The sequence below is a fragment of the Mycobacterium sp. FW102-FHT13B02 genome (genome assembly GCF_058790275.1).
Map to the genome: position 1 here is coordinate 59467 of NZ_JBYTCM010000022.1, position 24283 is coordinate 83749.

General features: G+C 67.7%; 22 protein-coding genes. 12 read left to right on the forward strand and 10 right to left on the reverse strand.

All coding sequences use genetic code 11. The features are described 5' to 3' along the window. Nucleotides 1-34: 34 nt before the first annotated feature. The 3 genes from AC3WTE_RS26950 to AC3WTE_RS26960 form a co-directional block, all read right to left on the reverse strand. Nucleotides 35-481 carry an FHA domain-containing protein gene (locus tag AC3WTE_RS26950; protein WP_492442508.1) on the reverse strand — a complete coding sequence of 149 codons (447 nt, stop codon included), beginning with the start codon at nucleotides 479-481 and terminating at the stop codon, nucleotides 35-37. 30 nt (nucleotides 482-511) lie between these two features. Further along, nucleotides 512-2347, reverse strand: a complete 1836-nt coding sequence (locus tag AC3WTE_RS26955) for a phosphoenolpyruvate carboxykinase (GTP) (protein ID WP_492442509.1) — start codon at nucleotides 2345-2347, stop codon at nucleotides 512-514. Nucleotides 2348-2456: 109 nt separating this feature from the next. Continuing rightward, a complete protein-coding gene (locus AC3WTE_RS26960) occupies nucleotides 2457-2819 on the reverse strand; it encodes an ArsR/SmtB family transcription factor (RefSeq protein ID WP_492442585.1) in 363 nt (120 codons plus the stop codon). A gap of 339 nt (nucleotides 2820-3158) precedes the next feature. On the opposite strand from AC3WTE_RS26960, the gene AC3WTE_RS26965 reads away from it, so the two are divergent. Genes AC3WTE_RS26965 through AC3WTE_RS26995 form a run of 7 tightly spaced genes read left to right on the forward strand, consistent with a single transcriptional unit; the run spans nucleotide 3159 to nucleotide 10520 of the window. Continuing rightward, entirely contained in the window at nucleotides 3159-3491 is a 333-nt protein-coding gene (locus tag AC3WTE_RS26965; protein ID WP_492442511.1) for an ArsR/SmtB family transcription factor, read from the forward strand. Continuing rightward, nucleotides 3488-3982 (forward strand): NADH-quinone oxidoreductase subunit B family protein, encoded by a 495-nt coding sequence (locus AC3WTE_RS26970; protein ID WP_459366977.1) that lies wholly within the window; start codon nucleotides 3488-3490, stop codon nucleotides 3980-3982. The genes AC3WTE_RS26965 and AC3WTE_RS26970 overlap by 4 nt, the downstream gene beginning before the upstream one ends. Before the next feature lie 41 nt (nucleotides 3983-4023). Beyond that, nucleotides 4024-5952, forward strand: a complete 1929-nt coding sequence (locus AC3WTE_RS26975) for a proton-conducting transporter transmembrane domain-containing protein (protein ID WP_492442587.1) — start codon at nucleotides 4024-4026, stop codon at nucleotides 5950-5952. A gap of 5 nt (nucleotides 5953-5957) precedes the next feature. Next, nucleotides 5958-6899, forward strand: a complete 942-nt coding sequence (locus AC3WTE_RS26980; RefSeq protein WP_492442513.1) for a respiratory chain complex I subunit 1 family protein — start codon at nucleotides 5958-5960, stop codon at nucleotides 6897-6899. Between the two features lie 17 nt (nucleotides 6900-6916). Further along, nucleotides 6917-7579 carry a hypothetical protein gene (locus AC3WTE_RS26985; protein ID WP_459366975.1) on the forward strand — a complete coding sequence of 221 codons (663 nt, stop codon included), beginning with the start codon at nucleotides 6917-6919 and terminating at the stop codon, nucleotides 7577-7579. Beyond that, nucleotides 7579-9048, forward strand: a complete 1470-nt coding sequence (locus AC3WTE_RS26990) for a proton-conducting transporter transmembrane domain-containing protein (RefSeq protein ID WP_492442516.1) — start codon at nucleotides 7579-7581, stop codon at nucleotides 9046-9048. Before AC3WTE_RS26985 ends, AC3WTE_RS26990 begins: the two co-directional genes overlap by 1 nt. Beyond that, the gene (locus AC3WTE_RS26995; RefSeq protein ID WP_492442518.1) at nucleotides 9045-10520 is read left to right on the forward strand and encodes a hydrogenase large subunit; all 1476 of its coding nucleotides are present in this window, start codon (nucleotides 9045-9047) and stop codon (nucleotides 10518-10520) included. The genes AC3WTE_RS26990 and AC3WTE_RS26995 overlap by 4 nt, the downstream gene beginning before the upstream one ends. A 61-nt stretch (nucleotides 10521-10581) precedes the next feature. Here the strand turns inward: AC3WTE_RS26995 and AC3WTE_RS27000 are convergent, their stop codons facing one another. Genes AC3WTE_RS27000 through AC3WTE_RS27010 form a run of 3 tightly spaced genes read right to left on the reverse strand, consistent with a single transcriptional unit; the run spans nucleotide 10582 to nucleotide 13087 of the window. Beyond that, a complete protein-coding gene (locus AC3WTE_RS27000) occupies nucleotides 10582-11019 on the reverse strand; it encodes an FHA domain-containing protein (protein ID WP_492442520.1) in 438 nt (145 codons plus the stop codon). Then, entirely contained in the window at nucleotides 11016-12713 is a 1698-nt protein-coding gene (locus tag AC3WTE_RS27005; protein ID WP_492442521.1) for a SulP family inorganic anion transporter, read from the reverse strand. Before AC3WTE_RS27005 ends, AC3WTE_RS27000 begins: the two co-directional genes overlap by 4 nt. After that, nucleotides 12710-13087 (reverse strand): ArsR/SmtB family transcription factor, encoded by a 378-nt coding sequence (locus AC3WTE_RS27010; RefSeq protein ID WP_492442589.1) that lies wholly within the window; start codon nucleotides 13085-13087, stop codon nucleotides 12710-12712. Before AC3WTE_RS27010 ends, AC3WTE_RS27005 begins: the two co-directional genes overlap by 4 nt. 147 nt (nucleotides 13088-13234) lie before the next feature. On the opposite strand from AC3WTE_RS27010, the gene AC3WTE_RS27015 reads away from it, so the two are divergent. Then, nucleotides 13235-13558 (forward strand): hypothetical protein, encoded by a 324-nt coding sequence (locus tag AC3WTE_RS27015; RefSeq protein ID WP_492442523.1) that lies wholly within the window; start codon nucleotides 13235-13237, stop codon nucleotides 13556-13558. A gap of 28 nt (nucleotides 13559-13586) precedes the next feature. On the opposite strand, the gene AC3WTE_RS27020 is transcribed toward AC3WTE_RS27015, so the two are convergent. Then, nucleotides 13587-14336 (reverse strand): MBL fold metallo-hydrolase, encoded by a 750-nt coding sequence (locus AC3WTE_RS27020; RefSeq protein WP_492442525.1) that lies wholly within the window; start codon nucleotides 14334-14336, stop codon nucleotides 13587-13589. Nucleotides 14337-14448: 112 nt separating this feature from the next. On the opposite strand from AC3WTE_RS27020, the gene fgd reads away from it, so the two are divergent. The 4 genes from fgd (at nucleotide 14449) to AC3WTE_RS27040 (ending at nucleotide 19672) form a co-directional block, all read left to right on the forward strand. Then, a complete protein-coding gene (gene fgd, locus AC3WTE_RS27025) occupies nucleotides 14449-15459 on the forward strand; it encodes a glucose-6-phosphate dehydrogenase (coenzyme-F420) (RefSeq protein WP_492442527.1) in 1011 nt (336 codons plus the stop codon). A gap of 29 nt (nucleotides 15460-15488) precedes the next feature. After that, nucleotides 15489-17588: a phosphate acetyltransferase gene (gene pta, locus AC3WTE_RS27030; RefSeq protein ID WP_492442529.1), complete on the forward strand. Its 2100-nt coding sequence runs from the start codon at nucleotides 15489-15491 to the stop codon at nucleotides 17586-17588. Next, nucleotides 17585-18709, forward strand: a complete 1125-nt coding sequence (locus tag AC3WTE_RS27035; RefSeq protein WP_492442530.1) for an acetate kinase — start codon at nucleotides 17585-17587, stop codon at nucleotides 18707-18709. The genes pta and AC3WTE_RS27035 overlap by 4 nt, the downstream gene beginning before the upstream one ends. Nucleotides 18710-18790: 81 nt before the next feature. Further along, nucleotides 18791-19672, forward strand: a complete 882-nt coding sequence (locus AC3WTE_RS27040; protein ID WP_492442591.1) for a cytochrome c oxidase assembly protein — start codon at nucleotides 18791-18793, stop codon at nucleotides 19670-19672. On the opposite strand, the gene AC3WTE_RS27045 is transcribed toward AC3WTE_RS27040, so the two are convergent. From AC3WTE_RS27045 to glnX, 3 genes are read right to left on the reverse strand one after another with little or no spacing between them, the layout of a single operon-like run. Continuing rightward, on the reverse strand, nucleotides 19669-21942 hold the full coding sequence (locus AC3WTE_RS27045) for a serine/threonine-protein kinase PknG (protein WP_492442532.1): 2274 nt from the start codon (nucleotides 21940-21942) through the stop codon (nucleotides 19669-19671). The genes AC3WTE_RS27040 and AC3WTE_RS27045 overlap by 4 nt on opposite strands. After that, entirely contained in the window at nucleotides 21942-22907 is a 966-nt protein-coding gene (locus AC3WTE_RS27050; protein WP_492442534.1) for a glutamate ABC transporter substrate-binding protein, read from the reverse strand. Before AC3WTE_RS27050 ends, AC3WTE_RS27045 begins: the two co-directional genes overlap by 1 nt. Next, nucleotides 22904-24220, reverse strand: coding sequence for a protein kinase G-activating protein GlnX (glnX, locus tag AC3WTE_RS27055; protein ID WP_492442536.1), 1317 nt, complete (start codon nucleotides 24218-24220; stop codon nucleotides 22904-22906). Before glnX ends, AC3WTE_RS27050 begins: the two co-directional genes overlap by 4 nt. Nucleotides 24221-24283 lie beyond the last annotated feature (63 nt).

Below are 24283 nucleotides of genomic sequence, written 5' to 3' on the forward strand. Positions count from 1 at the left end.
ATATCGTCCGGTGAGGACCACCACCTACGGCAGGTCAGGGTGTTCGGCGACAGGCGAAGGACAGTCGGAACACACCGATCCTGATCTCGTCGCCGTCGCTCAGAGGTTGTGATTCGGCTTGGACGCCGTTGACGTAGGTGCCGTTGAGACTGCCGACGTCGCTGATTCGATATTCGTTGTCCAGCCAACGGATTTCGGCGTGCGCGCGGCTGACGGTGACGTCGTCGAGGAAGATGTCACTATCGGGGTTGCGGCCTGCGGTGATAGTCGTGCGGTTCAGCAGATAGCGGGTGAGATTGCCCGGTCCGCGCGTGGTCAGCAGCGTGCCCGAGCCAAACACCACCACGCCAACAGTGGGCTCCTGCTGTTGGGCAAGACCGGACTGTTCCGCCGGTTCCGGGGAACCGAGCTGAGAGCGAAAGACCGCGGTGGTACCGGCGGTGGCGTCCTGTGCCGCGGGTGCGTGCTCGTTATCGGTCATGGTCAGCCTCCTGTGGTGTGGCCGGCAAAATTATCGGTGATTCGGGTCAACGCCGGCGGGCCGGATGGGCGCCGATCCGGGCTGTCGCCGTGGAAGGCGGCCCGCGGTGGTCGTGGTGGCGCGGGCTTCATGCAGCCGGGTGGTCAAGGCTTCGCGTTCGGCGCGCAGATCGGCGGGCAGCCGGAACCCGATGGTTTCGTACCACTCGCCGATCGAATCGGCTTCGGCGAACCACTCGGCGCCATCAACGGCCAGTGCTGCGGCCAGGGCTTCATCGCTGACGTCTAAACCGGTGCGGTCCAACGCATCCGGGGTCGGCAGGTAGCCGATCGGGGTATCGACCGCGTCGGCGGTCCCCTCGACCCGCTCCAGGATCCATTTGAGGATCCGGGTGTTCTCCCCGAACCCCGGCCACAGAAACTCCCCGTCGGGGCTGCGGCGGAACCAATTGACGTAGAAGATCTTGGGCAGCAGGTCCGGATCGGCTTTGGCGCCCATGTCGAGCCAGTGCTGCAGGTAGTCACCGACGTGGTAACCCAGGAACGGGCGCATCGCCATCGGGTCGCGGCGTACGACCCCGACCTGCCCGGCAGCGGCGGCGGTGGTCTCCGAGGACAGCGCCGAGGCCAGAAACACGCCGTGACGCCAATCGCGAGATTGGGTGACCAGCGGGACAGTGCTGGCCCGACGGCCACCGAACAGGATCGCCGAGACCGGCACGCCGGCCGGGTCGTCCCATTCCGGCGCGACGGTCGGGCATTGGTTGATCGGGGTGCAGGTCAAGCCCTCCCACCACACGTCCCCGTCATCGGTGAGCGCGGTGTTGGTGAAGATCGAGTTGCCCAGTTCGATGGTGTCCATCGCGTGCGGGTTCGTCCGGCGGCCGGTTCCTGGGGCCACGCCGAAAAACCCGGCCTCGGGATTGACCGCGTAGAGCCGTTTGTCGGGGCCGAACCGTAGCCAGGCGATGTCATCGCCGACGGTTTCGGCGGTCCACCCGGGTAGCACCGGGTCGAGCATCGCCATGTTCGTTTTCCCGCACGAGGACGGGAACGCTGCCGCCACATACCGCACGGCACCCTGTGGTGAGGTGAGTTTGAGGATCAGCATGTGTTCAGCCAGCCAGCCCTCGTCGCGGGCCATCGCGGACGCGATCCGCAAGGCGAAGCACTTTTTGCCCAGCAGGGCGTTGCCGCCGTAGCCCGAGCCGTAGCTCCAGATGGTGCGCGTCTCGGGGAAATGGGTGATGTATTTGGTGTTGTCGCACGGCCACGGCACATCGGCCTGCCCGGGCGCCAGGGGCGCCCCGACCGAATGCACGCATTTGACGAACTCGCCCCGCGGGCCGAGCCGGTCCCACACCGATGTACCCGAGCGGGTCATGACCTGCATCGAGACCGCCACGTACTCCGAATCGGTCACCTGCACACCAAGTTTCGGATCGTCAGCACCGAGGGGGCCCATGCAGAACCCGATGACGTACATGGTGCGGCCGGCCATCGCCCCTCGGTACTCCTCGATCATCAGCGTCCGCATGTCGACCGGGTCCATCCAATTGTTGGTCGGCCCAGCATCATCGGCGCTGTTCGAGCAGATGTAGGTGCGGTCTTCCACCCGCGCGACATCCGCCGGATCGGAGGCGCACCAGAACGAATTCGGTTTGCCGGTCAGCGGCACGAACGTGCCGCGCTCGACGAGCACCGACGTCAGCCGGTCCCATTCGGCGCGGGACCCGTCGCACCACACCACGTTGTCCGGCCCCAACAGGTCCGCCATGTCCGCGACCCAGCCCAACACGCCCGGATGTGTGGTCGGCACCCATCCGGGCGCCGGCTGCTGGTGATCGTGCGTATCCACCGAATCCATCGCCTTAGCTCCTCCGTCAGGGCCGCAACATAAAAATCAACGAAAATAACAACATAAGAAAAAATGCAAGTACCGGCACGTCGCGAGCGGCGCCCTAACTGGCCTCGCGTTACCGCCGTCGGCCGGTAGCCGTCGGCACCGGAGCCGCGTCGGCGGTGTCGAGCCAGCCGGCCTGATCGGCAACGACCCCGGTCAGAATCCGCCGGGCCGTGGCCAGCAATTCGGCTACTTCCGGTGACGACAGCGTGTACAGCACCGACAGGCCTTCCCTACGGGAGGTGACCAATCCCGCGCGGCGTAGCACCGCCAGCTGCTGAGATAAGTTCGCCTGCTCGATACCGACCTCCGGCAGCATCTCGGCCACCGATCGATCCCGCTCACCGAGCAGCTCGAGCACCCGGATTCGCGCCGGATGCCCGAGTGTCTTGAAAAACTCCGCTTTCATCCGGTACAGCGGCTGACGCGCATCCACCACACAACCCACCTCACCCAGATCAACAACATGCAAACATTAGCAACCCCGCAACACTGCAGGACAACGCCCCGGTCTATCGTTATCGTCGGCTCCCACCGGGCTCGTCCCAGGGGATGAAACGTCCTACCCCGGTGGGAGCCCCAACCCGGCACCAGCGGGCAGGAGCCCGCCCGCGTTACCTGGGATGGTCCCCCCGACGGCGGCCAATCCGAGCCCAATTGCCCGTTTCGACGACCGTGGCCACTGGTTCGCTCAAGCCGGCGACCCCCGGCATGATGATCTGATAAATTCTTCAATCGATCATTTGTTGAGGTGCTGCTTCGTTCTGGGGCGCGTGTGGATTCTGAGCCGTGGTACAAGTTGAAAGCCGAGTTCTTCAAGACACTCGGCCATCCGGCGCGAATCCGGGTGCTCGAGCTGCTCAGTGAGCGGGACCGGGCGGTGGCCGAAATGGTGCCCGCGGTCGGTATAGAGACATCGAATTTGTCGCAGCAGTTGGCGGTGTTGCGCCGCGCGGGTGTGGTGGTGGCGCGCCGCGAGGGCAACACGGTCACCTATTCGATCAGCTCACCGCAAGTGGCCGAGCTGCTGCGGGTGGCCCGTGCGGTGCTGGCCGCGGTGCTCAGTGACCGGGTTGCGGTGCTCGAGGATCTAAAGGCCGGCCAGTGACGGGCGCCGTCCGGGGTTGGCTGTCCAAGATCGTGCGCATCGGCCGGATCGCCGAACCCGCCGCGCCGGCAACAGGACAGGTCGCGAATTTGGTTGCCGGAGTGCGGGGTTCATTACAAATCCGGCATGTGGATGCGGGCTCGTGTAACGGGTGCGAAGTGGAGATTTCCGGGGCGTTCGGGCCGGTATATGACGCAGAGCGGTTCGGGGCTCGGCTGGTGGCCTCGCCCCGGCATGCTGATGCCCTGCTGGTGACCGGCGTGGTGACCCACAATATGGCTGATCCGTTGCGGCACACCGTCGCAGCCACGCCGCTGCCCCGGGTGGTGATCGCGTGTGGTGATTGCGCGTTGAACCGGGGCGTGTTCGCCGACGCCTATGGTGTCCTCGGCGCAGTTCATGACGTCGTCGATGTCGATGTCGAGATCGCGGGCTGCCCGCCCACCCCTGATCAGATCATCGCCGCGCTGCGGTCGGTGACGGGTACGTGACCGTCACCGCGCACCGCGCCGGGGTGGTTGAGCGGGCGGCCTTGAGCCGCAACGGTTTCGTGATCGCTGCCAGCCTGGCGACCGTGGGTGTCGGGGCGCTGGGTATCGGGGTCGGGTTGGTCGGCCTGTTCACTTCCGCGCGAACGTTGAATATCGACTGGCTGGTTCCGCTCTGGGGGGTTCAGCTGGCCATCGACCCGCTGGGCGGCTTTTTCCTGGCGCTGACCGGGGCGGTTGCGATCCCGGTCGGCGTCTACACGGCCGGGTACGCGCGGCGCGAGCATTTGCCCGCGACCGCCCTGGCGGTGCTGCCGCTCTTTGTCGCGGCCATGCTGGGCGTCGCGGCCGCGGGATCGGTGAGCACGTTCCTGTTGGCGTGGGAACTGATGGCGCTCACGTCAGTGGTGCTCGTGGCCGCCGAGCACCGCCGCGCCGAGGTACGTTCGGCCGCGCTGTGGTACGCGGTGATGACGCAGCTCGGTTTTGTGGCCATCCTGCTCGGTCTGTTGGTGCTCGCGACGGCCGGCGGAGCCACCACGTTCGCCGATATGCGGCAGGTTCCCTCGGGCGCACGGGCCGCAGTGTTTGTGTTGACGCTGGTGGGATTTGGGTCCAAGGCGGGGCTGGTGCCACTGCACGCCTGGCTGCCGCGGGCACATCCGGAGGCACCCAGCCCCGTGTCGGCGCTGATGAGCGCCGCGATGGTCAACCTCGGGGTCTACGGCATCATCCGCGTGGACCTGCTGGTGCTGGGCCCGGGGCCGCGCTGGTGGGGTCTGGTGCTGTTGGTCGTTGGTGCCGCCTCCGCGCTGTACGGGGTGCTGCAGGCCTCGGTCGCGACCGATCTCAAACGGCTGCTGGCCTATTCGACCACCGAGAACATGGGCCTGATCGTCCTGGCGCTGGGCGCGAGCATGCTGTGCGCGCAGTCCGGGGCCCATACGCCGGCCATGATCGCGGCCGCGGCTGCACTGGTGCATCTTATCGGGCACGCCGCGTTCAAATGTCTGGGCTTTCTGGCGGCCGGATCGGTACTGGCCGGCACCGGGTTGCGGGACCTGGACCGCCTCGGCGGGCTGGCACGGCCGATGCCGGCCACCACCGCACTGTTCGGGGTGGCCGCTCTCGGTGCGGCGGGCCTGCCCCTGGGTGCCGGATTTGTCAGCGAATGGCTGCTCGTGCAGTCGTTGGTGCACGCCGCGCGGGGCGCGGACATCACCCTGGCCTTGACGGCGCCCCTGGCGGTCGGGGCCGTGGCGCTGACCACCGGGCTGGGGGTGGCGGCCATGGTGAAGGCCTTCGGGATCGGTTTTTTGGCCCGGCCCCGCTCCGAACCGGCGGCCCGGGCGCGGGAAGCACCCGCCAGCATGCTCGCCGGGATGACACTGGCTGCCGCGGCGTGCTTCGTCGTGGCCCTGGTGCCCGGCGTCCTGGCCCAGGTCCTGAGCACGGTGTTGGGTGTGCTGCCCACGGCCCGGGCTGCGGCGTTCACCGGTTTCGGTGCCGTGGTGGCACTGCCCCGCCTGCCGGCGTCGATTTCCCCCGTGTGGATCGCTGCGGGGTTGGCGGCGGCAGTGATCGTCGTGATGATGCTGGCGCGGTGGCGATCGCGTCGGCGCCCTCCGCCGGCTGTATTGCCGCTGTGGGCCTGTGGTGGCGATGAGCTGACTTCCCGCATGGAGTACACCGCGACCTCGTTCGCCCAGCCGTTGCAGCGGGTGTTCGATGATGTGCTGCGTCCCGACACCGATATCGAGGTAACCCACCTCGCCGAATCGCGGTACATGGCCGAGCAGGTCACCTATCGCAGCCGCATCGGGGATGCGATCGAAGAGCGGTGGTATCGGCCGGTGCTCGCCGGAGTGGCCGCCGCGGCCGCCCTGGTGCGCCGCGCCCACACCGGCAGTGTGCACCTGTATCTGCTCTACGGTGCCCTGGGCGTGCTGGTCGTGCTGGTGATCGCCCGATGAACCCGATGGCGATCATTGCCGGAGCGGCTCAGCTGCTCACGGTGATGGCGGGCGCTCCGGTGGTGATCGGGCTGATGCGGCAAGTCCGGGCACGCTGGGAGGGCCGCGCCGGCGCCGGGGTTCTGCAGCCCTGGCGCGACATCGTCAAGCAGATGGGCAAACAGCAGATCACCCCGCGCGGCACCACGGTGGTGTTCGCCGCGGCGCCGGTGGTGTTGGCCGCCACCACACTGCTCATCGCCGCGATCGCCCCGTTGGTGGCGACCGGGTCACCGCTGGATTCCGCGGCTGACCTGTTCGCGGTGGTCGGGTTGCTGTTCCTCGGCACCGTCGCCCTGACGCTGGCCGGGATCGACACCGGCACCTCCTTCGGCGGGATGGGCGCCAGCCGAGAGATCACCATCGCCGCGCTGGTGGAACCCACGATCCTGTTGGCGGTCTTCGCGCTGTCGATCCCGGCCGGCTCGGCCAATCTTGGTGCCCTGGTAGCCCACACGCTGGCCCATCCCGGGCAGGTGGCCTCGGTGGCCGGTGTGCTGGCGTTCGTGGCGCTGGTGGTGGTGATCATCGCCGAGACCGGGCGCCTGCCCGTGGACAACCCGGCCACCCACCTGGAGCTGACGATGGTGCACGAGGCGATGGTGCTCGAGTACGCCGGTCCGCGCCTGGCGGTGGTGGAGTGGGCAGCCGCGATGCGCCTCACGGTTCTGCTGGCGCTGTTGGCGAACCTGTTCTTGCCGTGGGGCATCTCGGCTGGGCGACCGACCGCAGCGGCCATCGTGCTCGGTGTTGGGGCGATCGCCATCAAAGTCGGCGCGGCAGCGGCGGTATTGGCCAGCGCCGAGGTGTTCCTCGCCAAACTGCGGTTGTTTCGGGTGCCGGAGTTGCTGGCGGGATCGTTCGTGCTGGCCCTGCTGGCGGTGACGTCGGCAAATCTGTTCCACTAGATGAGAGGAGTCCGGACATGACCGCCAGCGTCTTCGCCGTGGTCATCGACTTCGCTGCGGGCGGGCTGATCCTGGCCGCGGTGCTCGTCGTGTGGCGCCGCCAACTGCGTGCCATCGTCGGGCTCCTGGCCTGGCAAGGCGTCGCGCTGGCGACCATCCCGTTGGCAAGCGGCATCGTCAGCAACGACGCGCTGCTCACCGGAGTCGGGATCGCCGTGCTGATGCTGCGGGCACTGGCATTGCCGTGGCTGCTGGCACGGGCGGTGGCCGGCGAACCCGAAACCGGGCGCGAGGCCACACCGGTGGTGAACACCGCGACTTCGCTGTTGATCACCGCGGTACTGACAGTGACGGCGTTCGCGGTCACTCAACCCGTCATCGCGCTGGACCGCGGGCCTACGGTCGCGGCGGCGCCGGCGGCGATCGCGGTAATCCTCATCGGCCTGTTCGTCATGGTCACTCGCCGCCACGCCGTATCGCAGGCCGCGGGATTCTTGTTGGTAGACAATGGACTTGCCGCTGCAGCGTTCCTGCTTACCGCGGGCGTCCCGTTGGTTGTCGAACTGGGCGCCTCGCTGGACGTGTTGTTCGCGCTGATCGTGATCGGCGTGCTCACCGGCCGTCTGCGTCGGGCTTTCGGCGGCGCCGACCTCGATCAGCTGCAGGAGCTGCACGACTGATGACCGCACTGCTCCTCACCGCGATCGGTGCCCCCGCCGGCGCCGCGCTGGTCAACCTCGTAGCCGGCTGGCGCCGCGCCTCCGCAGCGCTCACCCTGCTCGCGGCGCTGGTCGTGCTGACGTGCGGCGTGGCGCTGGGTGCACAGCTGGATGCGGCGCCGCATATCGCGCTGGGCGGGCTGCTGCGGGCCGACGCCCTGTCAGTCACCTTGCTCGTCGTCATCGGCGTCGTCGCCGCACTCGCCGCCGCGGCCAGCATCGGCTACATCGGCACCGAACTGGCCGCCGGCCACACCGACCCCCAGGCAGCCCGTCTGTACGGCACGCTCACCCCGGCTTTCATCGCCGCCATGGTGATCGCGGTGTGCGCCAACAACATCGGCATCATCTGGGTCGCCATCGAAGCCACCACCGTCATCACCGCGTTCCTGGTCGGGCACCGCCGCACCCGCCACGCGCTGGAAGCCACCTGGAAATACGTGGTGATCTGCTCGGTCGGCATCGCGGTCGCGTTCCTGGGCACCGTCCTGCTGTACTTCGCCGCCCAGCACACACTCGCGCCGAGCGCCCACGCGCTCGATCTCGACGTGCTCGCCGCCTACGCACACACCCTCGATCCCGCCGTCACCCGCCTGGCCGGAGGGCTGCTGCTGATCGGATACGGTGCCAAAACGGGGCTCGTCCCGTTTCACACCTGGCTCGCTGACGCACACAGCCAGGCGCCGGCCCCGGTATCGGCGCTGATGAGCGGGGTACTGCTCGCCGTGGCGTTCTCGGTGCTGCTGCGCATCAAACCAGTGATCGACGCCGCGACCGGACCAGGATTCCTGCGCGCCGGACTGATCACCATCGGCCTGGCCACCTTGCTGGTAGCAGCGGCGATGTTGACCGTCACCGGTGACCTCAAACGGCTCCTGGCATATTCGTCGATGGAGAACATGGGCCTTATCGCGCTGGCGGCGGCGGCGGGCACCCCGCTGGCCATCACCGCCCTGCTCCTGCACGTCATGGCTCACGGCATCGGCAAAACCGTGCTGTTCGTGGCCGGCGGCCAGCTCCAGGTCAGCCACGGTTCGACCGCGATCGGCGATATCACCGGTGTGCTGCGACGCGGCCCGCTGGTCGGCGGGTGCTTCGCCGCCGGTCTGATCGCACTGGCCGGTCTGCCGCCGTTCGCCCTGTTCGCCAGCGAGCTCGGCATTGCTCGTTCCCTGGCTGATGCCCGCCTCGTGTGGGTGCTGGCCGCGGCGATGCTGCTGGTCGCGGTCGCGTTCACCGCGTTGGTGCGCAACGGCGGCCGGATGCTGCTCGGTCCGTCACCGGCAGATGCGCCGCCGCTGACCCTACCGAGCACCGTCGCCGGCTCCTTGATCGCCGGGGTGGGGTTGTCCATCGCTCTCGGTATCACCGCCGGCCCGCTGACCGCGCTGCTGCACAGCGCCGCAACCCAACTCGGCGCGCTGCGATGAACCCACAGCGTCACCACTACCGTATCGAGCGCACTGAGGTCGCCGATATGGCCGAGCAGTTGCTCACCGACGGTTTCCGGCTGGCGTTGGTGGCGGCCCACGACGACGACGGTCGGTTGCGGATCGTCTACCTGTTCCTGGCCGGGCGCCCCGACCGGCGCGTCGAACTGGAATGCCTACTGCCCGCCGATGACCAGGCGATGCCATCACTGGGATACCTGTCGTTCCCGGCCAGCCGTTTCGAACGCGAAATGGCCGACCTGTACGGCATCACCCCGGTGGGCCATCCCCGGCCGCGGCGACTGGTCCGTCACGCACACTGGCCCGCCGACTGGTATCCCATGCGCGCGGGCGCCGGGCCCGCACCAGAGTTCGCCCAGGGCGGGCGGTTTCCATTCGTCACTGTCGAGGGAACCGGGGTCTACGAGATCCCGGTGGGCCCGGTCCATGCCGGTCTCATCGAGCCCGGACACTTCCGGTTCTCGGTGGTCGGGGAAACGGTGCTGCGCGTCAAGGCCCGGCTGTGGTTCGTCCACCGCGGACTGGAAAAGCTCTTCGAGGGCAGGCCGGCCGACGACGCCACCGCGCTGGCCGAACGCGTCAGCGGCGACACCTCCGCCGCCCACGCCCTCGCGCACAGCCTGGCTGTCGAAAACTGCCTCGGCATCGAGATTCCGCCACCAGCCCAACGCCTTCGGGCCCTGCTGATCGAACTCGAACGGCTCTACAACTTGGCCGCCGACCTCGGCGCCCTGGCCAACGACGTCGGGTTCTCCCTGGCCAACAGCCACTGCTTGCGCATCCGAGAACGGCTACTGCGGCTCAACGCCACCGTGACCGGTCATCGCCTCCTGCGCGGCGCGATCAGCCCGGGATCGGTGCGGCTGCTGACCCTGCCCACACCGGGCGAGCTACGCTCGATCGGCGCCGACCTCGCCGAGGTCGCCGCGCTCACCCTGGCCAATACCATTGTGGCCGAACGCTTCACCGGCACCTCGGTGCTGCCGCTCGACGATGCGCAGGCCATCGGATGCCTCGGATATGTGGCGCGCGCCAGCGGCATCCGCACCGATGCCCGCCTCGACCACCCCGTCGTCGCCCTGCCGGTCACCGAGACCCGATCCGATGCCGGCGACGTGCTGGCCCGCTACACCGTGCGCAGCGACGATGTTGCCGCCTCCATCGAGCTGGCTTGGCACCTGCTCGAGACGTGCCCCGGTCCGACCACGTACACCACCGCCGTCGAGTCGGGCAGCGGCCGCCGCAGCGGAGTCGGCATCGTCGAAGGCTGGCGAGGCACCATCGTGCACCGCGTCGAGCTCGATGCCGGACACATCACCCGCTCGAAAATCGTTGACCCCTCGTGGTTTAACTGGCCCGCCCTGCCGGTAGCGATGGCCGACACCATCGTTCCTGACTTTCCGCTGACCAACAAGAGCTTCAACCTGTCCTACGCCGGCAACGATCTCTGATCGCCGCCGCGAGAACACGGCCCGCGCCACCCGCGCCACACCAATGGGGCGGCCATGGCGCTCAGGGGCGTCGCGGGCCGTGCGGTTGGCAGGTGAAGGTGAGACGGAATTTGCCGATCTCGATTTCGTCGCCGCTGGTGAGCGGGAGGGATTGGATTTGGGTGCCGTTGACGTAGGTGCCGTTGAGGCTGCCGGCGTCGAAGATCCAGTATTCGCCGTCGAGCCAACGGATTTGCGCGTGGTGACGGCTGACGGTGATGTCATCGAGAAACACCGTGCTGTCGGGGTGCCGGCCGGTGGCCACGACGGCATCGGTGAGCAGGAACCGCCCGCCGGTACCGGGGCCGCGGGTGATCACGAGGACGCCCGAGCCTGGACGTACCCCGGATACCGCCGGGTGCAGGGCGTGGCCTTTGGCGGGTTCACCGGCGGCGCGGTGCAGTGCGGTGGCGTCGATGGTGGTGCCATCGGTGGTGGGAGCATGGCTGGTCAGGCTCATATCTGGTTCCTCGCTTGGACGGGGTTCGACGGAATGCGGCCGTGCCGGGTTGCGGCGCTACGGGTGGTGTGGCTGCGGGCGTGGGCGATGGCGTCGTCCAGGGTGTCGATGAGATGGTTCTCATGGCGCAGGGAGTCGATGATGCCGACACCTGCGAGCAGGTCTCGGTGTTCGGGTCGGACGCCTTTGATGATCACGGTGATGCCCCGTGCCTCGAGGTCTTCGGCGATGTGGGTCAGGGTGTGCGCGCCGGTGGCGTCGAGCATGCCGAGTTGGGACAGCCGGATGATCACGACCGACGTATCGGGATGGTTGCCGTCGGTGATGGCGGTTGAAATCCGTTTGGCCGCACCGAAAAACATGGCGCCATCGAGCCGGAGCAACGCGATGCGCTCGTCGCCGGGCACATACGGTCCGGGCAGGTCCTCGCGGGTGACGCTGCTGCGCCGGGCCAGCGTGCGCAGCGCGAACAGCGCCGTGGCGGCGATACCGATCTCGACGGCCTGGATCAGGTCGAAGCAGACGGTGACGGTCGCGGTGAGCAGGAAGGTCACCGCGCCCGAGCGGGTGGATCGCAGAATCCGGGTGACCGTGTGGGGTGCGATCATCCGGCACGCCGTGACCATCAGTACCGCCGACAGTGCTGCGAGCGGGATCGCACCGACGGGGCCGCTGACCAGATACACCACGGCGAGCAGCATCATCGAGTGCACGATGGCCGCGACCCGGGTGCGCGCACCGGAACGCACATTGACCGCGGTGCGGGCGATGGCTCCGGTTGCCGGCATGCCGCCGAACACTCCCGAGGCCACCGATGCCAGTCCTTGCCCCAGCAGTTCCCGGTTCGGGTCGTAGGGCCCGGTCGGGGACATCGTCGCTGCCACTCGCGCCGACAGCAGTGATTCGATCGCGGCCAGCGCGGCGATCGCCAGCGCCGCACCGAACAGAGAGTGCAGCGCCGTCAGATCGGCGTGTGGCCATACCGGTGTCGGTAGCCGCGACGGCAGGTCCCCGATGACCGACGTCGGCAACTTGGTAGCCACCACCAGTGCGGTCGCCGCGACAACCGCGACCAACGACGCCGGCACCGCACGATGCAACCGCGGCAGGACGACCATCAGCACCGCCACCAGCGCCGTGACGAACAGTGCGGGCCGCGCCGCACCCATGTCGATGTGCGAGACGACGTCGGCTGTTGCCATCAGGGGGGATCGTCCAGCGGGTGCCGGCTGCCCGAGTGCGGCGGGGATTTGCTGCAGGAAAATGATGATGGCGATACCGAGGGTGAATCCTTCGATCACGGGCCATGGGATGAACGTCACGGCGCGCCCCACCCCGGTGATGCCTGCGGCCACGACGATGACGCCGGCCAAGATGGTGACCAGGGCGACACTGCCCAGCCCGTACTGCGCCACGATCGGCGCCAGTACCACCGTCATCGCCCCGGTCGGCCCGGATACCTGGACGTGCGAGCCGCCGAATATCGCGGCCACCAGCCCGGCCACGACCGCGGTGACCAGCCCAGCCGCCGCACCGACACCCGAACTGATGCCGAACGCCAGCGCCAACGGCAACGCCACCACCCCGACCGTCACCCCGGCCAGGACATCACGCCGCCACGAGCGGCGCAGGCCCGCATAGTCCTTGCGGGATGGCAGCAACCGGGCGATGCGGTCACCGGCGGCGCTGATCATCGACCCGTGCCGATCGGCGGCAGCGAGTCGACAACATCGAGCTGATCACGTTGAGCCGCAAGGGTATCGGCAAGAAAGGCCCGGGCGATGACCAACAGCTCAGCAATCTTCGGATGCGCCAGCGTGTAGTACACCGCGTTGCCCGTCCGATACCCGGTGACCACGTGGTGACGTTTGAGCACGGCCAGATGCTGCGAGAGCAGCGTCGGCTCGATATCGCTGGCCGCGAGGATGTCGCTCACCGCGGTCGGGCCGTCGGAGGTCGATACGATCTCCAGCACCCTGATGCGGGCCGGGTGCGCCAAGGCTTTGAAGAGGTTCGCCTTGATCTCGTACAGCGGCCGTTCGGGGCCATTGAGTACGTTGTCGACCACTGCGGCACCTCCTGATTGACGAATTGATGGAATTCGCAATTGAGTATAGTTGATGTAGCTCTCCGGCAATGACCAGCATCATCATGCGCCGGATTCCCAGCTGGAGGCTCCAGAATTGGGGTCGATCCGACGGTCCGGTGGATACGCTTGACTGTGCTTTCCGGTTGGGCCGTCGGGTGTCTGCTGCTGGTCGCCGCGCTGGTCGTGCTGGCGACCGGTATGGTCGCGCGGACCCGCTTCGTCCGGATGGCCGAGGACAACCCGCACCGGCGCCGGGCGCGCGCAGTGCGCTGGTCCGCCTTCGGTCGGGTGTTCTATGGCCCGATCAACCGTGATGCGCAGGGCAACAACACTTTTGACGACGAAGAGCTCGACCACATGTTCTTCCTGCCGGCCGTCGTCGTGGCGGGCGGTCTATTGCTGGCCGGGCTGTTCGTGCTGTTCCTGGAACTCGTCAAGCGCAGCGTCTGAGTTCAGCTCCCCTACGGGGTCCGTTCGCTCAGCTCCGCCGCAGTGCCAGCTCGGCAGCTTCGCGGACCGGGCCACGCCACGCGGGACCGTGGCCCGGCAGCAGCACCTGGGTGTCCAGCAGGCCGAGCGCGGACAGGCTCCGTTCGCATGCGGCCTGGTCGTGGTTGAACATCTGCGGCAGCAGTTGCGGGCCGCCCTTGGTGAGCACCGGGTGTCCGGTGATCATGGCGTCGCCGGCCACCAGCACGTCGCCGAACACGTATGAGCAGTGCCCGCCGGTGTGCCCCGGGCTGGGGATCAGCTGCGGGCTGCCCGGCAGTGTGGCCGCGACGTCCTCGGTGAGCGCCTGCGCGCTGGGGATGCCCTCGCGCACCAGCGCACCCTTGCCGACGATGGTCAGCGACCAGGCCAGGTACCGCGGGTTCCAGGCCCGCGTCAGCAGATCGGTCGGTGAAACCTGTTCCAGATACTCGCGTTTGGCGTGGCCGACTTCGGCGCCGTGGCAGAACACCGGCGTGCCATGGGTTTTGGCGAACCAGATCGCCGCGCCGAGGTGGTCGACGTGAGCGTGCGTGAGCAGAATCGCCCGCACGTCGCCGGCCTCGAAGCCCAGGTCGCGCAAGGAACGGAGGACGTCGTCGCGCTGGCCCGGGTAGCCGGCGTCGATCAGGGTCACCCCGCTGTCGTCGCTGACCAGGGTCCAGTTCACCAGATCGGTCTGGGCGAAGTGAACGTTGAAGTCAACATTCTCGGAGATCGCGCTCAGGGCTGCCGCCATGAGGCGAGTGTAGGCAGAGTAGAAAAGTAGGTGCATGCGGACGCGAGCAGCAATTGGGCGGATGCGCACGCGAGGAGCAATGTCGTGGCAGCGACGAACAGGAACGGAACTCATGGCTGAACTCAGGCTGGGATACAAGGCGTCGGCGGAGCAGTTCGCCCCGCGTGAACTCGTCGAGCTGGCGGTGGCCGCCGAAGCGGCGGGCATGGACAGCGCCACCGTCAGTGATCACTTCCAGCCATGGCGCCACACCGGCGGCCACGCACCGTTCTCTCTGGCCTGGATGACCGCCGTGGGCGAGCGCACCGAGCGGCTGATCCTGGGCACCTCGGTGCTGACCCCGACGTTCCGCTACAACCCGGCCGTCATCGCGCAGGCGTTCGCGACCATGGGCTGCCTGTACCCGGACCGGATCTTCCTGGGCATCGGCACCGGGGAGGCGCTCAACGAGATCGCCACCGGTTACGAAGGCGAATGGCCGGAGTTCAAAGAGAGGTATGCGCGGCTGCGCGAGTCCGTGCGGCTGATGCGTGAGCTGTGGCTCGGCGACCGCGTCGACTTCGAAGGCGAGTACTACAAGACCAAGGGTGCCTCGATCTACGACGTCCCTGAGGGTGGCATCCCGATCTACATCGCCGCGGGCGGGCCGCAGGTGGCCAAGTACGCCGGCCGCGCCGGTGATGGCTTCATCTGCACCTCCGGCAAGGGCGAGGAGCTGTACAAAGACAAGCTCATCCCCGCCATGCGCGAGGGCGCCGAGGCGGCGGGCAAGAACCCCGACGACATCGACCGGATGATCGAGATCAAGATCTCCTACGATCCGGACCCGAAGCTGGCGTTGGAGAACACCCGGTTCTGGGCGCCGCTGTCGCTGACGGCCGAGCAGAAGCACTCCATCGACGACCCGATCGAGATGGAGAAGGCTGCCGACGCGCTGCCCATCGAGCAGGTCGCCAAGCGCTGGATCGTGGCGTCGGACCCGGACGAAGCCGTCGAGAAGGTCAAGCAGTACGTCGACTGGGGCCTGAACCACCTGGTGTTCCACGACCCTCGGCAGGACCAGCGTCGTTTTCTGGACCTGTTCAAGAGCGATCTTGAGCCTCGGCTGCGCAAGCTGGCCTGACGGACGTCGTGGCTCGATAGGCTGTGGCCGTGCCTGACGCCACCCCAACATGGTCTTCGCGCGAGCGCTCATCCGCGATCTACGTCGCCTCACCTGAAGGCGACACCGGCAAGTCGACCATCGCGCTAGGGCTGTTGCACCGGCTGGCGGCCACAGTCGCCAGGGTCGGGGTGTTCCGGCCGATAACGCGCGCCGGCGACGGCCCCGACTACATCCTCGAGCTGCTGCTGACCCACACCACCGCGGGTCTGGAGTACGACGACTGCGTGGGTGTCACCTACCAGCAGCTGCACGAAGACACGGATGCGGCGATCGCCGACATCGTCGACCGGTACCACCGCGTCGCCGACAAGTGCGATGCGGTGGTGATCGTGGGCAGTGACTACTCCGACGTCGCGTCGCCGACCGAACTGTCGGTGAACGCGCGCATCGCGGTCAATCTGGGCGCGCCGGTGCTGCTTTCGGTGCGGGGCGCGGATCGCACTCCCGACGAGGTCGCCCACGTCGTGGAGCTGTGTCTGGCCGAGCTGGCGGTGCAGCACGCGCACACCGCCGCGGTGGTGGCCAACCGGTGCGCGCCTGATGAATTGGCCTCGGTCGCTGCTGCGTTGGCGCGGTTCGCGCCGAAAAGCTATGTCCTGCCCGAGGAACCGCTGCTTTCGGCGCCGTCGGTGGCCGAGCTGCGTGACGCGGTGCACGGCACGGTGCTCAGCGGTGACGCCGAGCTGCTGAGCCGCGAAGTGATGGGCGTGATGGTCGCGGGTATGACGGCCGAGCACTGCCTCGAGCGTCTCACCGACGCCATGGCCGTCATCACCCCGGGCGATCGGTCGGACGTGGTGCTGGCGATCGCCAGTGCTCATGCCGCAGAAGGCTTTCCATCAATCTCGTGTCTGGTTCTCAACGGCGGCCTGCCGTTGCATCCGTCGATCGCGAAGCTGGTTGCGGGCCTTGGGCTGCGGTTGCCGATCGTGGCCACCGACTTGGGTACCTATGACACCGCCCGGGCCGCGTCGATGGCCAGGGGGCGGGTGACGGCCCTTTCGCTTCGTAAGATCGACACCGCGCTGGCCTTGATGGACCAGCATGTCGATGTGGCGGATCTGCTTGCCCAGCTTGCGGTTCCGATTCCTACGGTCACCACGCCGCAGATGTTCACTCATCAGCTCCAGGACCGGGCCCGGGCCGACCGGAAGCGCATCGTCTTGCCCGAAGGCGACGATGACCGGATTCTGCGTGCCGCGGGCCGGCTGCTCGCCCGTTCGGTTGCCGACCTCACCATTCTCGGTGACGAGCCGACGGTGCGGGCGCGGGCCGCCGAGCTGGGTCTGGATCTGTCGGACGCCGTGGTGCTGAATCCACGCACCAGCGAGTTGTGTGACCAGTTCGCGATGCAGTACGCCGAGCTGCGCAAGAAGAAGGGCGTGACGCTCGAGCAGGCCCGCGAAATCATCCACGACGTCTCGTATTTCGGCACCATGCTGGTGCACAACAACATGGTCGACGGCATGGTGTCCGGTGCCGTGCACACCACGGCGCACACCGTGCGGCCGGCGTTCGAGATCATCCGCACCGCGCCGGACATCTCGACGGTGTCGAGCATCTTCCTGATGTGTCTGGCTGATCGGGTGCTGGCCTACGGCGACTGTGCGATCGTGCCGGACCCGACGTCCGAGCAGCTCGCCGACATCGCGATCAGCTCGGCGCAGACCGCAGCGCAGTTCGGGATCGAGCCGCGCGTGGCCATGCTGTCCTACTCGACGGGCGATTCGGGGACGGGCGCCGACGTCGACAAGGTCAGGGCGGCAACGGAATTGGTGCGAAAGCGGGCGCCGGAGCTGCTGGTCGAAGGGCCCATCCAGTACGACGCCGCGGTGGAGCCTTCGGTGGCCGCGACCAAGATGCCGGATTCGCCGGTGGCCGGCCGGGCGACGGTGCTGATCTTCCCGGATCTGAACACCGGCAACAACACGTACAAGGCGGTGCAGCGCAGCGCGGGCGCCATCGCGATCGGCCCGGTGCTGCAGGGCCTGAACAAACCCGTGAACGACTTGTCCCGCGGCGCCCTTGTCGAGGACATCGTCAATACCGTTGCCATCACGGCGATTCAGGCTCAAGGAGCGAAATGAGCGGGCCCGTACTGGTACTCAACTGCGGCTCGTCGTCGGTGAAATACCGATTGGTGCAACCGACTTCGGGCGAGTCACTGGCCGACGGCGTGATCGAGCGGGTCGAGGATTACCCGAAGGCGTTGCGTCAGGTGTTCGATGCGGTCAGGGCCGCCGGAGTGTCGGCCGGCGAGATCGCGTGCGTCGGTCACCGCGTCGTGCATGGCGGCCGGCGGTTCTACCGTCCGACTCTCATCGGCGACGAGCTGATCGCCGAACTCGAAAAGCTCGCGCCGCTGGCGCCGCTACACAATCCGCCGGGACTGATGGGCATCAACGCAGCCCGCAAGCTGCTGCCGGACGTATCGCATGTCGCGGTGTTCGACACGGCCTTCTTCCACAACCTGCCGGCGGCCGCCGCCGAGTACGCGATCGACCGGGATGTGGCCGACAAGTGGCACATTCGCCGGTACGGCTTCCACGGCACGTCGCACCAGTACGTCAGCGAGCAGGCCGCACAGTTCCTGGGTCTGCCCCTCGAATCGGTGAATCAGATTGTCCTGCATCTGGGTAACGGTGCGTCGGCGTCGGCCATCGCCGGCGGCCGGCCCATCGACACCTCGATGGGCCTGACGCCCATGGAGGGCTTGGTGATGGGCACCCGCTCCGGCGACGTGGACCCCGGCATCATCATGTACCTGTCGCGCGCCGCCGGGATGTCGATCGAGGAGATCGACGTCCTGCTGAACCGCCACTCGGGCGTATCGGGACTGGGCGGTGCCACCGATTTCCGCGAGCTGCACAAGCGCATCGATGACGGTGACGAAGCGGCCCAACTGGCCTACGACGTCTACATCCACCGGCTGCGCAAGTACATCGGCGGCTACCTGGCGCTGTTGGGCGGGGCCGACGTCGTCACCTTCACCGCCGGGGTGGGCGAGAACGACGCCGCGGTCCGCCGGGATGCGCTCGCCGGGCTGTCGGCCCTCGGGATCGAGGTCGACGAGGAGCGCAACCGGTCCACGGCGCGCGGGGCCCGGCGGATCTCCACGGATACCTCGCCGGTGAGCGTGCTGGTGATCCCCACCAATGAAGAGCTGGCCATCGCGCGGGCCTGCGTCGAGGTCTGCAAGGTTTCCTGAAGGAACCTCCCAGGATAGGGGCGTAGCTTGCGCCTCGTGCACCCTTTGACCGGGACATTTGACCCTGTGGCTGTGGTGTTGATGCTGCTCGGCATCGGCGCCCTGGTTTGGACCTGTCGGCGCACCCCGGTGACCCGGAGCCAGCTGTGGTGCTTCGGCGTCGCAGCCGGGGTGTGGGCGGTATCGACGCTCAGCGCCCTCGCGGTCTACGCGCCGGCGCTGTTCTGGGTGCGCGCTCTACAGGTCCTGCTGTTGCTCTACGTCGTGCCCTTCTTCTTCGCGCTGAGCCGCCCGGTCGCGACGATGCGGGCCGCGCTCAGTCCATCGGTGCAGGAGCGCGTCGACAGGGTGCTGAATTCCGTCCCCGCGCGACTGCTCCTGTCACCCCCGGTGACCTCGGTGCTGATGCTGGCGACACCGTGGCTGCTGTACCTGACACCGTGGTACGTCGCGTCGATGACCGGACCGCTGGCCGCTGTGACCCGACTTGTGCTGCTGGGCATCGGCTTTGCCTACTTCTATGCCCGCTTGCAGGTCGACCCGGTGCCGCGGCGTTACCCGCCGCTGCTGTCCATCGGGATCAGCGTGGCCGAGGGTCTCGGCGACGGCATCCTCGGTCTGGTGCTGTGGCTCGGCCCGGTGATCGCCTACGACTATTACGCCGGACTGCACCGCGACTTCGGCCCGAGCATCCGCCAGGACCAGACGTTCGGCGCCGGGATCTTGTGGATTCTGGGTGACGTCCTGGGTGTGCCGTTCATCTTGCTGCTGATGCGGGCGCTGGGTTCTGACGAACGGCGTAAGGCGGCGGAGGTCGACGCCGAGCTGGACGCCGCGGCAGCCGCTACGGCGGCCCCTGCGGCGCGCGCCGCATCCGGAGCCGACGCCGAAGCGGAGGCGGAGGCACCGTCGAGTGGCCTGTGGTGGGAAAACGATCCGCAGCTGCGTGACCGCTACCGCTAGAACGTACTGATCGGCCGCACATTGTTGGCCAGGTCCACCAGCGCGTAACGGTGCGCCTTCGTTGGCGCCACCCGGGCCAACGCGCGCAAGGAGGCCTCCACGCCGAGGCGCAGACCGTGTTCGGTGAACGGGAAACCCAGGATGTGGTTGGTGCTGGCGGTGTGGTCGGCCAGCCAGTCCAGGGCCGTGCCGAGCACCAGCGTCCGGATCTGCAGCACACGCGGTTCGGTTTCCGGCAACGCCTCCACTCGGCGTGCGGCATCGCGGATTTGGCGTTCGGTGATCTCGGCGGTGGTGGCCGCCGACAACAGCGTGACGGCGCTGGTCAGTCGCGCCGTGGTGAAATGTCTCGAGGTGGCCGGAACTTCGTCGAGGGTGTGAACCGCGGCTTCGCGGTCGCCGGCCATAGCCTGCACCCGGGCCCGCCCGAAACCGGCTGAGATGATGCCGTTGTCGGTGTTCCACACCGTCTGATAGAAGGCCCGCTCAGCCTCCGACCCGGACAGTTCGGCGGTGGCCGCCAACGCCACTTTGGGTGCCAGTTCGCCCGGCAGGGTGTTGAGAACCTCGGTGAAATCCGTTGTCGCCGCGGCATAGTCACCAGACAGCAGTTCGCCGACCGCGCGGAACCACACGAGCCGCCAGTGCCAACCGATCCGGTCGGCCAGGTTCTCCAGCTTCCGGTTGGCCTTGGCGACATCGCCCAGGTCGAGTAGCGCGCGCACTTCCATCAGCGGCAGCTCGACCGACTGCGACAGATCCACCCCTTCGGAGTCGAGCGAGCCTTCCCGGGCCGCGCGCAACGAATCCAGGGTCTGCACCGGCTGGCTCAGCACGGTGGCCGACAGCACCGTCGCGCCGACGTCGGCCGGGTCGACCAGCGGCACCTGCAGGGCCCGGACAATCTCAGGTGCGGTGATCTTCTCGGTGTGCACCTGCCCGTCGATGTACACGTCGGTATGGGCCACCAGCATGTTGACGCCGAACGTCGAGCGCGACGGGCTGAACACCGACGACAGACCGGGCCGCGGTGTGCCCGTGTCCTGGGCGACCACCTCACGCAGTACGCCGAGGAGCTGCCCGGACATCTCTTCGGCGCTGCCGAACCGCCGGCGCGGGTCGGGATCGATCGCGCGCCGCAGCAGCCGGCCGAACGAATCGTATTGGGCCAGGACCGGATCGTCCTCGGGCAGCCCATCGACGTACCGGCCCTTGTCCGTCTTCAGGTTCAGGGTCAGCGCCGCGAGGGTGCGGCCGACGGTGTAGATGTCGGTGACGACGGTCGGGCCGGTCCGGACGATCTCCGGCGCCTGGTAACCCGGTGTGCCGTACAGGAATCCGAACGAGTTGATCCGTGACACCGCACCGAGGTCGATGAGCTTGAGCTGTTCCTCGGTGAGCATGAGGTTCTCGGGCTTGAGGTCGTTGTAGACCAGGCCGACGGAGTGCAGGTAGCCGAGCGCGGGCAGGATCTCCAGCATGTAGGCGATCGCCTGGGCCACCGGCAGTTTGGCGCCCTTCACCTGCTTCAGCGAGATGCCGCCGACATACTCCATCACGATGTAGCCGACCGGGTCGCCGTGCTTGTCGGCGTGTTCGACGAAGTTGAAGATCTTCACGATCGCGGGATGGGTGACCTCGGCGAGGAACTGCCGCTCGGCCATGGCGATCGCCTGCGCCTCGGCGTCGCCGGAGTGCACCAGGCCTTTGAGCACGACCGGCCGGTTGTTGACGTTGGTGTCCAGCGCCAGGTAAATCCAGCCCAGCCCCCCGTGTGCGATGCAGCCCTTGACCTCGTACTGGTCGGCCACCATGGTGCCCGGGCTCAGTTGCGGCAGAAACGAATACGCGGCCCCGCAGTGCGGGCACCAGCCTTCGGACTGGCCGGGTTCACCGTTCTCGGACCGACCGACCGGCTTGCCGCAGGACCAGCAGAAGCGCTTGGCTTCGGCCACCACCGGATTGGTCATCAGCGCCGAGAGGGGATCCTGATCCACCATCCGAGGCACCTCGACCAGGCCACCGCCCAGGCGACGGATGGGGGAGACCCGGGTGGTCGCGGTGACGAGACTGGTGGGGGCGGAATCGCGTTCAGGCGGAACGGGCACCGGGATGCTGGCCGAGTCGTCGAACTGCGGCCGGAACACCGCTTGCGTGCCCATCGGCCGCATCGTGGCCAACGAGTCCCACGTCACCTCGACGGCCTGGGTTCCGGGGTCGGTGTCGGGACCCGCGTCCACCGGGCCGGTCGTCGCTTCGCTGTCGGGCATCAGTCGCTGTACCTCGGTACGGGTGGGTTCGGCGTCGAGCCCAGCACGGTCAACCACTTGCGGTACAACGTGTTCCACGTCCCGTCGCGGCGAATCCGCTCCAGCGTTCCGTTGACGAACCGGACCAGCCCGGTGTTGTTCAGGTTGATGCCGATGCCGTACGGCTCCTCGGCCATGTTGGGCCCGACGATGTGCAGGTACGGGTCCTGCGCCACGAGGCCGGCCAGGATGGCGTCATCGGTGGACACGGCGTCGGCCTGTCGCTGTTGTAGCGCCACCAGGCAATCCGCCCAGGTGACCGCTTCGACGAGGATCGGCGGCGGGGTGATGCGCTGCAGCCGCGCCTTCGAGGTGGTGGCCGTTACCACGCACACCCGCTTGCCGGAGAGGTCCGCGGGCTTGCGGATGTCGGAGTCGCGGGCGGCGAGGATGCGCTGTTTGGCGGAGAAGTACTCGGCCGAGAAGTTCACCAGCTTGCGGCGTTCGCAGGTGATGCTCATGGTCTTCACCACGATGTCGACGGTGTTGTGTTGCAGTGCCGAGATCCGGTCGTTGTCCGACAAGATCCGGTACTCGACCTGTGACGGCGTGCCGAAGATGTCGCGTGCCACCTCACCGGCGATGTCGACATCGAAGCCGGTGATCTGGCCCGTGATCGGGTCGCGGAAGGCGAAGAGGTTGCTGCCGATGTCGAGCCCGACGATCAGCCGGCCCCGGTCCTTGATGTTGGTGACGGCCGCCGCCGCGGCCTCGGGCGTCGGGAACGGCCGCAGGCTCGCGGTGCAGTCGGACTTGTCCTCGGGGCCCAGGTCCGGCACTGCCGTCTGCACCTGCATGCCGGCGGGTGTGGGCGGCGCGATGGTGATGCTCGGCGGTCCTGCCGCGGGTGGGGCCTCGCCGCAGCCGGCGGCCACCAGTACCGCCACCATCGCCGGGACCAATCGAGAACGCATTGCAAGACTCATCGGTATTCACTCAACCTCGGCCACAGCCCGAGCGCCACTGCCACCGCCGCGGCGAGGCTCAGTGCCGCCGCGCCCACCGTCGCTCCCGACAGCGCCTGACGCCCGTTGAGGATGTCGCTGCGGAGCTGTTTGCGGCTTTCGGCGATGCCCTTGGAGAGGGCCTCATCGAGCTTGTCGAAGGCAGGCGTGGAGTCGTCTTCGCTCGTGCCCAGGGCCACCTGCGTCGCGGATTGGTAGTTGCCGGTCGAGATGTAGGCGTTGATCCGGTCGTCGGCGGCGCGCCAGCGGCGTACCAGCTGATCGGCCCCCTCCAGGTCCTTCTTGCCGATCGCGTCGGGGCGCCGCATGTAGTCGGCCAGCTGTTGTTGGAGGGCGTCGATGCGGTGGTAGTACGACTGCTTGCGGACGCTCTCGTCGCCGCGCCGGATCAGCGACAGTGTCTCGTCGGCACGGGCTTGCTGTGCCGTGATGGCCATGCTGGTCACGGTTTGCAGCGAGGCCGCGGCGTTGCGGGCGTGCCGGGTGTCCGTGGTCGAGATGACGAGAGTGGCCCCGATCCAGACGATCATGATCAGGACTGCCATGCCCCCGGCCACGAAACCGATGTTGACGCGGCGGCGGGTGTGCCTCGCCAGCCAGCGGTTCGAGAAGAAGCCGAACATCAGCGTGGCCGCGACCACCAGGATCACCGGTGCGGGAACCTGCGACGAGCCGCTGGTCTCCGAATTCACGCGCGCCGAGGTGCTGTCGTAGAGCCTCTGTGCGTCGGGCAGGATCTGCGTCTGCATCAGCCATGACGCCTCGGACAGGTAGGACGAACCGACCGGGTTACCCGCGCGATTGTTGGTCCGGGCGGTTTCCACCAGTCCGGTGTAAACCGCCAGCTCGGCGTTGATGTGCCCGAGCACCTGCACCATGCGCTCATCGGTCAGCCCGCTCGAGGCCGCGGTGACCGCGGCCGCGGCGTCGGTGATCGCCTGCTCGTAGCGTTGCCGAACGTCCTGCGGTTCGGAGCCGGCGATGAAGGCGGTGCCTGCGGCGGCGTCGGCGACGGACAGCGTGGTGTAGAGCTGACCGGCCGCGAACGCCAGCGGCTCCGTGTGATCGAGCACGGTGGTCAGGGCCTGCTGGCGGGCGTGGATGGTCGTGGACGTGGCGAACGCGCACGCGATGACGAGGCCGGCCAGCGTCAATCCGATGAGCAGGATGCGGCCGGGTGTGGTCCACATGAACCACCAACGGGTGTGTGCGGGAGTTCCGGGTGACCGAGAAGCCACGGGCTCGGTTGAAGGGTGCGCCAACTCCACCGTCACGTGTGCGCCGACCTCAACTTTCCGGACCCCTTGACCCTGCCGAACTCGTTTAATAGAAGTCTA

What these genes read in the sequence shown, in the direction of transcription:
- AC3WTE_RS27005 (WP_492442521.1), bottom strand. Translation starts at nt 12,713, where the DNA reads ATGATCAGCGCCGCCGGTGACCGCATCGCCCGGTTGCTGCCATCCCGC.
- AC3WTE_RS26990 (WP_492442516.1), top strand. Translation starts at nt 7,579, where the DNA reads ATGACCGCACTGCTCCTCACCGCGATCGGTGCCCCCGCCGGCGCCGCG.
- fgd (WP_492442527.1), top strand. Translation starts at nt 14,449, where the DNA reads ATGGCTGAACTCAGGCTGGGATACAAGGCGTCGGCGGAGCAGTTCGCC.
- AC3WTE_RS26980 (WP_492442513.1), top strand. Translation starts at nt 5,958, where the DNA reads ATGGCGATCATTGCCGGAGCGGCTCAGCTGCTCACGGTGATGGCGGGC.
- AC3WTE_RS27050 (WP_492442534.1), bottom strand. Translation starts at nt 22,907, where the DNA reads ATGAGTCTTGCAATGCGTTCTCGATTGGTCCCGGCGATGGTGGCGGTA.
- AC3WTE_RS26955 (WP_492442509.1), bottom strand. Translation starts at nt 2,347, where the DNA reads ATGGATTCGGTGGATACGCACGATCACCAGCAGCCGGCGCCCGGATGG.
- AC3WTE_RS27020 (WP_492442525.1), bottom strand. Translation starts at nt 14,336, where the DNA reads ATGGCGGCAGCCCTGAGCGCGATCTCCGAGAATGTTGACTTCAACGTT.
- AC3WTE_RS26995 (WP_492442518.1), top strand. Translation starts at nt 9,045, where the DNA reads ATGAACCCACAGCGTCACCACTACCGTATCGAGCGCACTGAGGTCGCC.
- AC3WTE_RS27035 (WP_492442530.1), top strand. Translation starts at nt 17,585, where the DNA reads ATGAGCGGGCCCGTACTGGTACTCAACTGCGGCTCGTCGTCGGTGAAA.
- AC3WTE_RS26950 (WP_492442508.1), bottom strand. Translation starts at nt 481, where the DNA reads ATGACCGATAACGAGCACGCACCCGCGGCACAGGACGCCACCGCCGGT.
- AC3WTE_RS26985 (WP_459366975.1), top strand. Translation starts at nt 6,917, where the DNA reads ATGACCGCCAGCGTCTTCGCCGTGGTCATCGACTTCGCTGCGGGCGGG.
- AC3WTE_RS27040 (WP_492442591.1), top strand. Translation starts at nt 18,791, where the DNA reads ATGCTGCTCGGCATCGGCGCCCTGGTTTGGACCTGTCGGCGCACCCCG.
- AC3WTE_RS27000 (WP_492442520.1), bottom strand. Translation starts at nt 11,019, where the DNA reads ATGAGCCTGACCAGCCATGCTCCCACCACCGATGGCACCACCATCGAC.
- AC3WTE_RS27045 (WP_492442532.1), bottom strand. Translation starts at nt 21,942, where the DNA reads ATGCCCGACAGCGAAGCGACGACCGGCCCGGTGGACGCGGGTCCCGAC.